Annotated in this window: 13 protein-coding genes; all 13 read left to right on the forward strand. The window is 63.8% G+C overall.

All coding sequences use genetic code 11. The annotated features are described in order from the left end of the window. The first annotated feature begins 20 nt into the window (after positions 1-20). Positions 21-719 carry a flagellar basal body L-ring protein FlgH gene (gene flgH / locus AC1G9C_RS09045; RefSeq protein WP_021443993.1) on the forward strand — a complete coding sequence of 233 codons (699 nt, stop codon included), beginning with the start codon at positions 21-23 and terminating at the stop codon, positions 717-719. A gap of 224 nt (positions 720-943) precedes the next feature. After that, the gene (locus AC1G9C_RS09050) at positions 944-2023 is read left to right on the forward strand and encodes a flagellar basal body P-ring protein FlgI (protein ID WP_031303109.1); all 1080 of its coding nucleotides are present in this window, start codon (positions 944-946) and stop codon (positions 2021-2023) included. A 10-nt stretch (positions 2024-2033) separates the two neighbouring features. Continuing rightward, complete coding sequence (gene flgJ, locus AC1G9C_RS09055) at positions 2034-3218, forward strand: flagellar assembly peptidoglycan hydrolase FlgJ (protein WP_480409985.1); 1185 nt, start codon at positions 2034-2036, stop codon at positions 3216-3218. A 9-nt stretch (positions 3219-3227) separates the two neighbouring features. Then, positions 3228-5240: a flagellar hook-associated protein FlgK gene (flgK, locus tag AC1G9C_RS09060; protein WP_480409986.1), complete on the forward strand. Its 2013-nt coding sequence runs from the start codon at positions 3228-3230 to the stop codon at positions 5238-5240. A gap of 68 nt (positions 5241-5308) precedes the next feature. Then, on the forward strand, positions 5309-6568 hold the full coding sequence (flgL, locus tag AC1G9C_RS09065; protein ID WP_480409987.1) for a flagellar hook-associated protein FlgL: 1260 nt from the start codon (positions 5309-5311) through the stop codon (positions 6566-6568). Positions 6569-7029: 461 nt separating this feature from the next. Then, the gene (locus AC1G9C_RS09070; RefSeq protein WP_480409988.1) at positions 7030-8205 is read left to right on the forward strand and encodes a flagellin; all 1176 of its coding nucleotides are present in this window, start codon (positions 7030-7032) and stop codon (positions 8203-8205) included. Between the two features lie 77 nt (positions 8206-8282). Then, the gene (locus tag AC1G9C_RS09075; RefSeq protein WP_480409989.1) at positions 8283-8642 is read left to right on the forward strand and encodes a flagellar protein FlaG; all 360 of its coding nucleotides are present in this window, start codon (positions 8283-8285) and stop codon (positions 8640-8642) included. A gap of 68 nt (positions 8643-8710) precedes the next feature. Continuing rightward, positions 8711-10123 (forward strand): flagellar filament capping protein FliD, encoded by a 1413-nt coding sequence (fliD, locus tag AC1G9C_RS09080; protein ID WP_122108652.1) that lies wholly within the window; start codon positions 8711-8713, stop codon positions 10121-10123. Positions 10124-10129: 6 nt separating this feature from the next. Further along, positions 10130-10519: a flagellar export chaperone FliS gene (gene fliS, locus AC1G9C_RS09085; protein ID WP_480409990.1), complete on the forward strand. Its 390-nt coding sequence runs from the start codon at positions 10130-10132 to the stop codon at positions 10517-10519. A 70-nt stretch (positions 10520-10589) separates the two neighbouring features. Next, positions 10590-10970 (forward strand): flagellar export chaperone FliS, encoded by a 381-nt coding sequence (fliS, locus tag AC1G9C_RS09090; RefSeq protein WP_397485118.1) that lies wholly within the window; start codon positions 10590-10592, stop codon positions 10968-10970. A gap of 25 nt (positions 10971-10995) precedes the next feature. Beyond that, positions 10996-11289, forward strand: coding sequence for a flagellar protein FliT (gene fliT, locus AC1G9C_RS09095; protein WP_480409991.1), 294 nt, complete (start codon positions 10996-10998; stop codon positions 11287-11289). Between the two features lie 260 nt (positions 11290-11549). Further along, complete coding sequence (locus tag AC1G9C_RS09100) at positions 11550-13025, forward strand: sigma-54 dependent transcriptional regulator (RefSeq protein ID WP_480409992.1); 1476 nt, start codon at positions 11550-11552, stop codon at positions 13023-13025. 178 nt (positions 13026-13203) lie between these two features. Further along, entirely contained in the window at positions 13204-14418 is a 1215-nt protein-coding gene (locus AC1G9C_RS09105; RefSeq protein ID WP_480409993.1) for a sensor histidine kinase, read from the forward strand. Positions 14419-14422: the final 4 nt, after the last annotated feature.

A 14422-nucleotide genomic window follows, 5' to 3' on the forward strand; every position in this document is an offset into this window, starting at 1 on the left:
AACGCCGCGAGGTAGTGGTCATGAACCGGCAAATACTCTGTTTCCCCCTGTTGGCTGGCCTGCTGCTCGGCAGCGGTTGCGTGGCGCCGACAGCCAAGCCGGACGATCCCTATTACGCCCCGGTGTTGCCGCGCACGCCGCTGCCGGCGGCGCAGAACAACGGCTCGATCTACCAGGCCGGCTTCGAGAACGGCCTGTACGACGACCGCAAGGCGTTCCGCGTCGGCGACATCATCACCATCACCCTCAACGAGCGCACCCAGGCCAGCAAGAACGCCAACAGCGACATAGAGAAGGACAGCAGCGCCAACATGAGCATGGGTGCCCTGTTCGGCGGTGGCGTGTCGGCGACCAACCCGCTCACCGGTGGCCGCATGACCCTGGACACCGAGTTCTCCGGTTCGCGCGACGCCAGTGGGGCCAGTCAGGCGGGGCAGAGCAATAGCCTGTCCGGCTCGATCACCGTCACCGTCGCCGAGGTACTGCCCAATGGCATCCTCGCCGTGCGTGGCGAGAAGTGGATGACCCTCAATACCGGCGACGAGCTGGTGCGCATCTCGGGGCTGGTCCGCGCCGACGACATCGCCACCGACAACACCGTGGCCTCGACCCGGGTGGCCGATGCGCGTATCACCTATTCCGGCACCGGCGCCTTCGCCGACGCCAGCCAGCCGGGCTGGTTGAGCCGCTTCTTCCTCAGCCCGATGTGGCCGTTCTGAGCGAGGCTGTATCCATGAAATCCTGGCTGACTCCCCTAGGCGCGAGCTCCGCTCGTCAGGCGTTCAACGTCGTTCCGGTACGCGAGTCGGGCTCGCCGCTGCGCGCTCTGCTTCCCGCGACCCAGGCGCGGCCGCTGCAGGCAAGCTCCTGCCGCCGGCAATTCGCCGCCGCCCATCGCGGCTATCGCCGCCGCGGCGCCAACGACTGGCTGCTGCTGGCGACCATGCTGGCGTGCCTGCTGCTGAGCCTGCCGACCCAGGCCGAACGGCTCAAGGACCTGGCCTCGATCCAGGGCGTGCGCAGCAACCAGTTGATCGGCTACGGCCTGGTGGTGGGCCTCAACGGCAGCGGCGACCAGACCACCCAGACCCCCTTCACCGTGCAGACCTTCAACAACATGCTGGCGCAGTTCGGCATCAAGGTGCCGCCGGGCGGCAACGTGCAGCTGAAGAACGTCGCCGCGGTGTCGGTGCATGCCGACCTGCCAGCGTTCGCCAAGCCGGGGCAGACCATCGACATCACCATTTCCTCCATCGGCAACGCCAAGAGCCTGCGCGGCGGCAGCCTGCTGATGACCCCGCTCAAGGGCATCGACGGCAACGTCTACGCCATCGCCCAGGGCAACCTGGTGGTCGGCGGCTTCGACGCCGAGGGCGGCGACGGCTCGCGGATTACCGTCAACGTGCCTTCGGCCGGGCGCATTCCCGGCGGCGCCACGGTGGAGCGGCCGGTGCCCAGCGGTTTCGATCAGGGCAACAGCCTGACCCTCAACCTCAACCGCCCGGATTTCACCACGGCGAAGAACATCGTCGACCAGATCAACGACCTGCTCGGCCCGGGCGTGGCCCAGGCCATCGACGGCGGCTCGATCCGCGTCAGCGCGCCGCTCGACCCCAACCAGCGCGTCGACTACCTGTCGATCCTGGAGAACCTCGAAGTGCAGGCCGGCCAGGCGGTGGCCAAGGTCATTATCAACTCGCGCACCGGCACCATCGTCATCGGCCAGAACGTGCGCGTGCAGCCGGCGGCGGTGACCCACGGCAGCCTGACCGTGACCATCACCGAGGATCCCATCGTCAGCCAGCCCGAGGCCTTCTCCGGCGGCCAGACCGCCGTGGTGCCGCGTTCGCGGGTGGATGCCGAGCAGGAGGCCAAGCCGATGTTCAAGTTCGGCCCCGGCACCAGCCTCGACGAGATCGTGCGTGCGGTGAACCAGGTGGGCGCGGCGCCCTCCGACCTGATGGCCATCCTCGAGGCGCTCAAGCAAGCCGGCGCTCTCCAGGCCGACCTGATCGTGATCTGAGGACAGCGCCATGGATTCCAGAATCTCTGCAGGCCTGCTCGGCAACGGCAAGAGCCCCATCGACAGCGGCGCCTTCACCGACCTGAACCGCCTCAACCAGTTCAAGGTGGGCGGCGACAGCGAACAGAACATCCGCAAGGTCGCCGAGGAATTCGAGTCGCTGTTCATGAACGAGATGCTCAAGGCCATGCGTTCGGCCGGCGAGGCGTTCGGCGAGGGCAATTTCCTCAACAGCAACGAGAGCAAGACCTACCAGGACATGCACGACCAGCAGCTGTCGGTGACCCTGGCCAAGGAAGGGCGCGGCATCGGCCTGGCCGATGTGCTGGTGCGGCAGATGTCCAAGCTCAAGCAGCCCTCCAGCCGGCCCAATCCCTTCGCCCAGATCGAGCAACCGCTGAGCAAGGCGAGCGCAGCCGAGAGCGAAAAAGTGGCCAGTAGCGAAGGCTTCCGCGACGAGGTGGCGCTGCTCAACCGCCGCCGTCTGGCGGTGCCGGGCAAACTGGCCGATCGCCTGCTGGCCGGTATCGTGCCGTCTGCCGGGGAAGGCGAGGGCAAGGCCCTGGCCGGCGGCGACTGGATTCCCGCACAAAGCTTCGCCGCGCCCAAGGCCGATGGCCTGAGCCTGAACAACAGCGATGCCATCAGCGGCCGGCGTATCGCCCAGCCGCCGCTGGCGCCGGGCAAGGCCGCGTTCGCCTCGCCGCAGGAGTTCGTCGCCACCATGCTGCCGATGGCCGAGGCGGCGGCCGAGAAGATCGGCGTCGACCCGCGCTACCTGGTGGCCCAGGCCGCGCTGGAGACCGGCTGGGGCAAGTCGATCATCCGCACCCGCGACGGCGAGAGCAGCCACAACCTGTTCGGCATCAAGAGCCACAACAGCTGGGACGGCGAGTCGGCGCGGGTGCTGACCACCGAGTACAAGGGCGGCAAGGCGGTCAGGGAAGCGGCCAGCTTCCGCGCCTACGACTCCTACGCGCAGAGCTTCGACGACTACGTCAGCTTCCTGCAGAGCAACGGGCGCTACGAAAAAGCGCTGAACGCCACCGAGAATCCGGAGCGTTTCGTCAAGGAACTGCAAGAGGCCGGCTACGCCACCGACCCCAACTATGCGCGCAAGATCGCCCAGATCGCCCGCAAGATGCAGACCTACCAGGCCGTGGCGGCTGCCGATAGCGCCACCACAAGGACTTGAGGCTGAACCATGGCTGACCTACTCAGTATTGGCCTGTCCGGGCTTGCCGCCAGCAAGACCCAGCTCAGCGTCACCGGTCATAACATCACCAATATCAATACACCGGGCTATACCCGCCAGGATGCGGTGCAGGCCACGCGCATTCCGCAGTTCAGCGGCGCCGGCTATATCGGCTCGGGTACCAGCCTGGTGGACATCCGCCGCAGCTACAGCGAGTTTCTTACCAGCCAGTTGCGTTCCAGCACGGCGCTGGCCAGCGACGTGGCGGCCTACAAGAGCCAAATCGATCAGCTCGACTCCTTGCTGGCCGGCTCCACCACCGGCATCACCCCCTCGCTGCAATCCTTCTTCGCCGCGTTGCAGACCGCGGCAGAGGATCCGGCCAATATCCCGGCGCGGCAACTGGTGCTGTCCGAGGCCGAGGGCCTCTCGCGGCGCTTCAATACCGTTTACGAACGGCTCAATGAGCAGAACAACTTTCTCAACAAGCAGATGGTGGCGGTCAGCGACCAGGTCAACCGTCTGGCCACCAGCGTCGCCAGCCTGAACAACGCCATCGCCGTCGCGGCGGCCAACGGCCAGCAGCCCAACGACCTGCTCGATGCCCGCGACGAGGCGGTGCGCCAGCTGTCCACCTACGTCGGCGTCACCGTGGTGCCGCAGGACGATAGCAGCTACAACCTGTTTATCGGCAGTGGCCAGCCGCTGGTGGTGGGCGCTACCGCCAGCCGCCTGGAGGTCGGGCCGGGGCAGGGTGATCCCACGCGCTTCGAGGTTCAGTTCGTCAGCGGCAACTCGCGCCAGACCATTACCACCCAGCTCAGCGGCGGCGAGCTGGGCGGCTTGATCCGCTATCGCCAGGAGGTACTGGACTCCACCTTCAACAGTCTCGGCCGTCTGGCCCTGGCCGTCAGCGATCAGGTCAACAGTCAGCTTGGCCAGGGCCTCGACCTCAAGGGGCAGGTGGGGAGCGCGCTATTCGGTGACTTCAACGATCCGGCGTTGGCGGCACTGCGTGTACGCGTTTTCAGTAGCAATAGCAGCAATGCCCAGCCCTTGCTCAATATAGGCGACACCAGCCTGCTCACCGCCAGCGACTACCGCCTGGAGTTCGACGGCACCAACTACACGGCGCGCCGCCTTAGCGACAACGCGATGATGAGCGTGACCGAGAATCCGCCCGGCACGCTCAGTTTCAGCGACAGCAATGGTCGTGACCAGGGCTTCACCATCGACGTCGGTACGCCAGCGCCGGCGGCAGGTGACATCTTCCTGCTGCAGCCGACCCGTCGCGGCGCCGGCGACATTGCTGTCGTGCTCGATCAGCCCGACCAGTTGGCCTTTGCCGCGCCGGTGCGGGCCGAGTCCAACCTGCAAAACCGCGGCACCGGCGCCATTAGCCAGCCCGACCTGCAGTCCGTGCTGAATCTGGGCAGCCTGACCGGCGCTCTGCCGGTAACCCTGACCTACGACGAGGCCGCCGGTGATTTCACCGTGCCGGCTGGCACCACCCTGACCCGTATCAACGCCGATGGTACGCCGGCCGCACCGGCCACCTTTCAGCCCGGGCAGACCAATAGCTACGAACTGCAGCTGGCCGATGGCAGCACCCTGCGCCTGACCCTCAGCGGCCGGCCGCAGCAGGGCGACACCTTCGCCGTTGCCTTCAATGCCAATGGCGTATCCGACAACCGCAACGCGCTGAAACTGGCCGATCTGCAATCGAAGGCGACCATCGGCGTCGATCCCGCCGCGCCAGGAAGTACCGGTGTGAGTTTCGCCGATGGCTACGGCGATCTGGTCGAACGGGTTGGCACCCTGACCGCTCAGGCGCGGCTGGATGGCGAGGCGACCACGGCGATTCTCAAGCAGGCCACCGACAACCGCGATTCGCTGTCGGGGGTCAACCTGGACGAAGAAGCGGCCAACCTGATCAAGTTCGAGCAGTACTACAACGCCTCGGCGCAAATCATTCAAGTTGCCCGCTCTTTGTTCGATACCCTGATCAGTTCATTTAGATAATCCGTAGGTGCGCAAGGCGCACCCTACGAATCCGTCAATGCTCGACGGTCGCATCAAGAGGCTCAAGCATGCGCATCTCTACCATCCAGGCATTCAACAACGGGGTTTCCGGCCTGCAGCGCAACTACGCCAATGCCATCCGTACCCAGGAGCAGATCAGTACCGGCAACCGCATTCTCACCCCGGCGGACGACCCGGTGGCTTCGGTGCGCCTGCTGCAGCTGGAGCAGCAGCAGTCGGTGCTGAGCCAATACCAGTCCAACCTGACGGCGGCGAAGAACAGCCTGACTCAGGAGGAGGTCACTCTCAATTCGGTCAACACCATCTTGCAGCGGGTGCGCGAGCTGACCGTGCAGGCGGGCAATGGTGGGCTCGATCAGGCCGGGCGACAGGCCATCGCCGCCGAGCTGGGCCAGCGCGAAGACGAACTGCTGGCGCTGATGAACACCCGCAATGCCCGTGGCGAATACCTGTTCGCCGGCTTCCAGGGCAAGACCCAGCCCTATCTGCGCACGGCCGATGGTAGCTATCTGTACCAGGGCGACGATGGCCAGCGCAAACTGCAGATCGCAAGCTCCTTGGAGCTGCCGATCAGCGACAGCGGTCGGGCGATCTTCGACAGTGGTCGCAATGCCGCGCGCCTGAGTATCGGCGGCAATCCGGCGGCGCCGGCCGCGCCCATCGTCAGCGGTGCGCTGGTGGACGACGAAGTGGCGTTTGCCAACTTTCCCGCCGGCGGCATTCGCCTGGACTTCAACGATCCCGCCGATCCGCTGGCCTATACCCTGACCCCGGTGGACGGTAACGGGGTGGATGGCGTGCCGGTCAGCCGACGCCTGGTGGAAGGGCAGGACAGCCTGGTGCAGTACGGCGGCGTGGCCTTCCATGTCAACGGCGTACCGCCTGCCGGTTCAAGCTTCACCGTGCAGCCGCCGGATACCAACCCGGCTACCGCGCCTGCCAACAAGGTTGGCATCCTCAACACCATTGCGACTCTGCGCCAGGCGTTGGAAGACGCGCCCACTACTGCTGAGGGCAATCGCCAGGTACGCGATGCCGTGGCCTTGGGACTCACCAATCTGGACAACAACATGGTGGCCCTGGACCAGGTGCGCGGGCAGATCGGCGCGCGGCTCAACGTAGTGGAAAGCTCGCTGACCGACAACGAGGACGTCACTTTGGTCAACAAGGCGGTGCAGGCCGAGCTGCGCGAACTGGACTACGCCGAGGCCCTGTCGCGCCTGGCCTTCCAGTCGGTGATCCTCGAGGCAGCGCAGCAGAGCTACGTGAAGATCGCCGGACTCAACCTGTTCAACCAGCTGCGCTGATGGGGTTCTGTGCTGGGCGTAGGAGCGGCTTAAGCCGCAAAGCGTTGCACGGCTAGGAAAAAAGCCATTCGCCGTCACTCCCGCGAAGGCGGGAGCCCAGGAGCTACGCCGGCTCTGGATTATTTCCCTTCGGGCCAGCGCAAGCGCCGTTCAGCGATAGAGCTGCTGTCCCGCCTGCGCTCGACTGTTTCAGGGTTTTCCCGGGCCGCTACAGTCGCCAAATCGCCATCCAACCCGACAACCCTTTGGCGAACCCTATGCTTCGATCCGGAAATCACCATAACCAGCTGTTTTAAAAAATAAAAAAAAATCCACAAAAAACTCGAAAAAAGCCTAAAGCCATCACCGATAACGCCGATACAAATCACGAATGCGAAGTAACTGGGTGCCTGAGCAAGGCGACCGCCCAAGCGCTCGCAGCACCCGGCTCATCTGAGTACCAGCCCATTGGAGGCAACACCATGGCCCTTACCGTCAATACCAACATTGCGTCCCTGAACACTCAGCGCAACCTGAACACCTCGTCCAAGGCGCTGGATACTTCCCTGCAGCGCCTGTCCACCGGCTCGCGCATCAACTCCGCCAAGGACGATGCCGCCGGCCTGCAGATCGCCAACCGTCTGACCAGCCAGGTCAATGGCCTGGGTGTTGCGGTACGTAACGCCAACGACGGTATCTCCCTGGCGCAGACCGCCGAAGGTGCCCTGCAGCAGTCGACCAATATCCTGCAGCGTATGCGTGATCTGTCCCTGCAGTCGGCCAACGGTTCCAACAGCGACTCCGAACGTAGCGCCCTGAACGCCGAGGTGGCTCAGCTGACCAAGGAACTGGACCGTATCAGCAATACCACCACCTTTGGTGGTCGCAAGCTGCTCGATGGCTCCTTTGGCACTACCAGCTTCCAGGTTGGCGCCGCTGCCAACGAGATGATCAGCGTCGGCATTAGCGAGATGAGCTCGAGTTCGCTGGAGGGTAACTATTTTGAGCAGACTCTTACCGCGACTGCTGTAGGCGCGCCACAAACTGACGGTGTGGTGGACATTGCCATCACTACCGAAAGTGGTACCTTCAACGTCAGCGCGTCGATCAATGCCAGCGACGATGTGACGGCTGTCAACCAGAAAATCGCCGCCGCGATCAACGACGCCAACGCCGGGCTGGGTGCCTTCGTTCAAGCCGACAACAGCATCAACATCGTGTCGACTCAGGCTGCCGATGGCGGTAACACCCTGACCACCCTCGTTCTCACCGACAATGCAACCGATCCTACCGGTGTGACTGAGGGTACCGTAACCGCTACGGCCGACGCTGCTTTCACTACCGATGGCGTGGACGATATTGACATCACCACTGCCGAAGGTGCCCAGAAGGCGGTGTTGGTAATCGACAACGCGCTCAAGTCGATCGACTCCCAGCGCGCCGACCTCGGTGCGGTACAGAACCGCTTCGAGAATACCATCGCCAACCTGCAGAACATCGGCGAGAACGCTTCTGCCGCTCGTGGCCGTATCCAAGACACCGACTTCGCCGCCGAAACTGCCAACCTGAGCAAGAATCAGGTGCTGCAGCAGGCCGGTACCGCGATCCTGGCCCAGGCCAACCAGCTGCCGCAGGCCGTGCTCAGCCTGCTGCGCTAAGCTAAAAAGCCAGCTAGTTTGAGTTTCGGGGAGTAGTGCCAGGCGCTACTCCCCGTTTTGCCATGTGAGGTGAGCTCATGGATATCGATTCGATCAAAGGGGTTCCGGTGTCCGGCGGTGCTGCACGCGCCCGCGGCGAGCTGCTGCGTCAGCCGCAGATCTCGAGTGACGCGGGCGGGAACCGGCAGTTACCGGTACAGTCGCCGGCTCAGGCGCGTGCGCCTATGGAGGCGGCGGTCTCCAGCATTCAGGAGTTCGCCCAGAGCATTCAGCGCAACCTGAATTTCTCCCTGGACGATTCCACCGGCAGGGTGGTGGTCAAGGTGACCGACAGCGTTTCTGGCGAGGTCATTCGGCAGATTCCTTCGGAAGATGCCTTGCGCCTGGCCGAGAGCCTGGACGAGGTTCGCAGCCTGCTGTTCAAGGCCGAGGCGTAACTGGCCCGGTTCTTGATTGGCATGGGTTATTCGGCGGTAAGCGTCAACAGAGTGACGAGGTGTTCAACATGGTGGGTATAACAGGCGTTGGTTCCGGTATTGATATCGACAGCATCGTCAAGGCGATGGTCAATGCGGAGAAGGCCCCCAAGGAAGCGCAGCTGGCGCGTCTGGAGAAGAGCACCACCACCAAGTTCTCCGCCCTGGGCCAGCTCAAGAGCGCGCTCAGCGAGTTCCAGACGGCGCTCAAGGCCTTGAGCGACTTCTCGTTGTTCGAGAAGCGCACGGCTTCCTCGTCCGACACCAGTGCCTTGACCTTATCCGCCACCAAGAATGCACTGCCAGGAACCTACCAGATAGAGGTGGGGCGCTTGGCTACCGCCAGCAAGGTGGCCAGCGCCACGGTGGGCAGTGGCTTCAGCAGCGGTGCAGGCGAGGAAGTCTTCACAGTCAAGCTTGGTGTCGACGATGCTGGCACCGAGGTCAGAATCGCCGCCGGTTCCGATCTGGCCAGCACCCGTGACCAGCTCAATGCGGCGCTGAAGGACAAGGGCATCAGCGTCAACATCGTCGGTAACCCGGGGACCGGCGAGTCGCGCCTGGTGTACAGCTCCACCAAGACCGGCGCCGGCGAGGATGTGATCGTCACCGGCAGCGGCAGCCTCGCGGCGCTCGACGTGGACGGCACTCAGGCCCTGAACTCGACTGATCCTGCCAGTGCCGGTTACATCACCCAGGCGGCGGATGCGCAGTTCAGCATCGACGGCCTGGCGCTGACCAGTGCGAGCAATAGCGTGACCGGCGCCATACCGGAGGTGACCCTTGAACTGCTGACCAAGACGGAAGCCAATAAGCCGCTGACGGTCAGCGTCGGCCAGAACTCCACCGGCGTCACCGATGCGGTGAACAAGTTCGTCGAGGCCTACAACAAGCTGATCAAGACCAGCAATCAGCTGACCAGCGTGGTTTCCGTCGGGGACGGCAAGCCGCCTGTGGCCGGCGGCCTGGTCGGTGACGCCACTGTGCGCAACGTGCTGAGCGCCGTGCGCAACCAGCTGGTCAACCCAGTAAATGGTCAAGGTGATCTGCGCGTGCTGGCCGACCTGGGGATCGTCACCGAGAAAGACGGTACCCTCAAAGTCGACGCCGATAAGCTCAAAGTCGCTGTCGAGGGCAACTTCGAGGCGGTGGGCGCCTTCTTTGCTGGCGAAAGCGGCCTGATGCAGCGCCTGGACAAGAGCATCGACGGCTTTATCAAGACTGGCGGCGTGCTCGAGCAGCGCATGAACGGCCTGCAGAGCACCATCAAGGATATCGACAAGCAGAAGGAAAACCTCAACCTGCGCATCGACAAGGTTCAGGCTCGTCTGTATGCGCAGTTCAACGCGATGGATATGTTGGTCGGTCAGCTGAACCAGACCAGCGATCGCCTGACGCAATCGCTGGCAAGCCTGCCCGGTTTCGTGAAAAAGGACAGCTGATAAGTCATGAGCAATCCAATCGACACCTACAAAACGGTCAACACTGCGCAGGACGTCAGCCCCTACCGTATCGTCCAGCTATTGCTGCAGGGCGCCCTGGAGCGCCTGTCCCTGGCCCGCCATGCTCAGCTTGAGGGTAATCCGGAAGTTCGCGGCCTGGCCGTCGGCAGTACGCTGTCCATCATTGGTGCTTTGCAGGCCGGGCTGGACAAGGAACTGGGCGGCGAAATTGCCGAGAACCTGGACGCCTTGTACGACTATATGACCCGGCGCCTGGCCGGCGTGGCGTTGGACGATACGCCGCGCAGTCTGGACGAGGTGCAGGCCTTGTTGAGCCAGATCAAGGAGGCCTGGGACGCCATCGGCCCCGAGGTGGAGCCCGCATCGGCGAGTTAATTTCGCCTAAAGCTTTGCTGGCCAGAGCCGATACCCAAGATATCAGCCAAACAGCAGAGCGAGAGCGACGATGAATGCAATGGCGGCCCTCCAGCAGTACCAGACCGTCAATACTCAAGCCCAGGCCTTCGAGGCTAGTCCCCATCGCCTGATTCAGATGCTGATGGAAGGCGGCCTGACCCGCATCGCCCAGGCACGCGGCGCCATGGAGCGCGGGCAGACGGAGCTGAAGGGCGAGTTGATCAGCAAGAGCATCGCCATCGTCGGTGGTCTGCGCGAGGCACTGGATCACCGTCAGGGTGGCGAGCTGGCGGCGAATCTGGATAGTCTCTACGAATACATGACCGGGCGACTGCTGCAGGCCAATCGCAACAACGAGCCGGCGTTGCTCGAAGAAGTGGCCGCGCTGCTGCGCGAGGTCAAATCCGGTTGGGATGCCATCGCCCAGTAAGGGCGTGGCTTCGGAGGAGAAGGTTATGAATGCTACTGTGCAGCGTTTGCAGGAAACCGGCACGGCACTGCGCGACGCCCTGGCCAAGCAGGACTGGGCGGCCATTGGCGAACTGGACCTGCAATGCCGCATGGCGGTCGATGCGGCCATGGTCGAGAGTCGTGATGAAGATCAGCTGCGCGGCAGCATGGAAAACCTGCTGGCGCTCTACCGTGAGCTGGTGACCGTTTGTCAGGCCGAGCAGCAGCGCCTGGCCGGCGAGTTGGTACAGCTCAATCAGTCTCGCCAAGGCGCCAAGGTTTACCAGCTTTTCGGCTGATTTGGCCGCAATTTCCCGAGCTTAGCCGCCAGGTTTGGCTCGGTTTCCCTCTTTATGTTTTCCCCTTTCTGCCTCTTTTTATCGGTTGCCACTACCCGGTTGTGCGAACAACTGCTTAGCTATGGTCATAGGCGGGCAAAAAAATTACGCCATAAAATTGACTGTATCCAAAATATTGACTTTACTAGTGGCCAATTGCCGGTGTGCGCCGAGGAACTGGCGTGCAATTTCCTTCACTCCTCGAGTCAGACAAACACAAGATGTGGCGTGAAACCAAAATCCTGTTGATTGACGACAATGCCGCGCGCCGCCACGAGTTGGCGATCATTCTGAATTTCCTCGGGGAAGAGCACCTCGCCTGTAGCAGCCAGAACTGGCGGGACGCGGTCGCCGCGCTGAGTTCCAGTCGCGACATACTCAGCGTGTTGCTGGGCGAGGTCGAGTCCAAGGGCGGTGCGCTCGAGCTGACCAAGCAGATAGTCGGGTGGGACGAGTTCCTGCCGCTGCTGACGATCGGTGAGACCGCGGCTGGCGACTGGCCGGAGGACCTTCGTCGGCGCGTGCTGGCCAGCCTGGAAACCCCGCTGAGCTACAACAAGCTGCTCGATTCGCTGCACCGCGCCCAGGTCTATCGCGAAATGTACGACCAGGCCCGCGACCGCGGTCGGCAGCGCGAGCCCAACCTGTTTCGCAGCCTGGTCGGCACCAGTCGCGCGATTCAGCAGGTGCGGCAGATGATGCAACAGGTGGCCGACACCGAGGCCAGCGTGCTGATCCTCGGCGAGTCCGGCACCGGCAAGGAGGTGGTGGCGCGCAACCTGCACTATCACTCCAAGCGCCGCGAAGCGCCGTTCGTGCCGGTCAACTGCGGTGCGATTCCCGCCGAGTTGCTGGAGAGCGAGCTGTTCGGTCACGAGAAGGGTGCCTTCACCGGCGCCATCACCAGCCGGGCAGGGCGCTTCGAGCTGGCCAATGGCGGCACCCTGTTCCTCGACGAGATCGGCGACATGCCGCTGCCGATGCAGGTCAAGCTGCTGCGCGTACTGCAGGAACGCACCTTCGAGCGGGTCGGCAGCAACAAGACGCAGACCGCCGACGTGCGCATCATCGCCGCCACCCACAAGAACCTGGAGAAGATGATCGAGGACGGCAGCTTCCGCGAGGATCTGTACTACCGTCTCAACGTCTTCCCCATCGAAATGGCGCCGCTGCGCGAGCGTATCGAGGACATCCCGCTGCTGATGAACGAGCTGATCTCGCGCATGGAGCACGAGAAGCGCGGCTCGATCCGTTTCAACTCGGCGGCCATCATGTCGCTGTGTCGCCACGACTGGGCGGGCAACGTACGCGAGCTGGCCAACCTGGTCGAGCGCATGGCGATCATGCATCCCTATGGGGTGATCGGCGTCGGCGAGCTGCCGAAGAAGTTCCGTCACGTCGACGACGAGGACGAGCAGCTGGCCGCCAGCCTGCGCGACGAGTTGGAGGAGCGTGCGGCGATCATGGCCGGTCTGCCGGGTCTGGACACCCCGGCCATGCTGCCGCCCGAGGGCCTGGACCTGAAGGACTACCTGGGCAATCTGGAGCAGGGCCTGATCCAGCAGGCGCTGGACGACGCCGGCGGCGTGGTGGCGCGTGCTGCCGAGCGTCTGCGTATCCGCCGCACCACCCTGGTGGAGAAGATGCGCAAGTACGGCATGAGCCGTCGTGAAGAGGAGGGTCAGGACGAGGATTGACTCGCCACTGATCCGTCCGCCACTGGCGGATACTCGATCGATAAAGCCGGAGCTTTGACGCAGCCTCCGGCTTTATTTTTCAAGTGATTGAAAAATAAAGCTAAAAAAGTAGGCACGGGGATTGCTAAACCTCTCTCACCTGACCGTCTTCTGACGGTGCGTTGTGCGAGAGAAGAAGATGAAAGCAAGCGTTCGCCCCTCCGAGCCAGTCGAGTCGAGCCCTTCGGCGCCGCTCGAGCAAGCCAGTCGTGCCGGTCTGGAGCAGGCTTTCGCCCTGTTCAACCAGATGTCCAATCAGCTCAGCGAGTCCTACAGCCTGCTTGAGGCTCGCGTCAGTGAACTGAAGGGGCAGTTGGCGCTGGTCAGCGCCCAGCGCATGCAGGAGCTGGCGGAGAAGGAGCGTCTGGCCCATCGCCTGCAGAGCCTGCTGGACCTGCTGCCGGGCGGCGTCATAGTGATCGACGGCCAGGGTGTGGTGCGCGAGGCCAACCCGGTAGCGCGCGCGTTGCTTGGCCAGCCCCTGGTCGGCATGCTCTGGCGCCAGGTGATCGCGCGCAACTTCGCCCCGCGCGAGGACGACGGCCATGAGATCTCCATGAAGGACGGCCGTCGCCTGTCCATCGCCACCCGCTCGCTGCATGGCGAGCCGGGGCAGCTGGTGCTGCTTACCGACCTGACGGAAACCCGTCGCCTGCAGGATCAGCTGTCGCGCCACGAACGCCTCTCCGCCCTGGGGCGCATGGTCGCATCCCTGGCCCATCAGATTCGCACGCCGCTGTCCGCCGCCTTGCTCTACGCCAGCCACCTCAACGAGCAGGTGCTGCCGGCCGAGCAGCAGCAGCGCTTCGCCGGGCGTCTCAAGGAGCGCCTGCACGAGCTGGAGAACCAGGTGCGCGACATGCTGATCTTCGCCCGCGGCGAGCTGCCGTTGCCGGATCGCCTCGGCCCGCAGGCGCTGTTCGCCGCCCTGCGTGCCGCCGCCGAACCCCATGTGACCGGCATGACGGTGCGTTGGCAGTGCGACGTTCGCGCCGGCGAGCTGCTGTGCAACCGCGACACCCTGGTCGGCACCCTGCTCAACCTGATCGACAACGCCATCCAGGCGGGCGGGCGCGAGGCGCGGCTGAAGGTCCACCTGTATCGCCGCGACAATCAGCTGCGCCTGTGCATCAGCGACAACGGCCCGGGGATGGATGCCGCCACCCTGGCGCGCCTGGGCGAACCCTTCTTTACCACTAAGACCACCGGCACCGGCCTCGGCCTGGCGGTAGTCAAGGCCGTGGCGCGCGCCCACCAGGGTCAGCTGCTGCTGCATTCGCGGGTCGCTCGCGGCACCTGCGCCATCCTTTCCCTGCCGCTGCTTGATGTGGCGCCCAGAATGAATCAGGAGTGATCCC

This window comes from Pseudomonas sp. ABa2, from assembly GCF_056676075.1.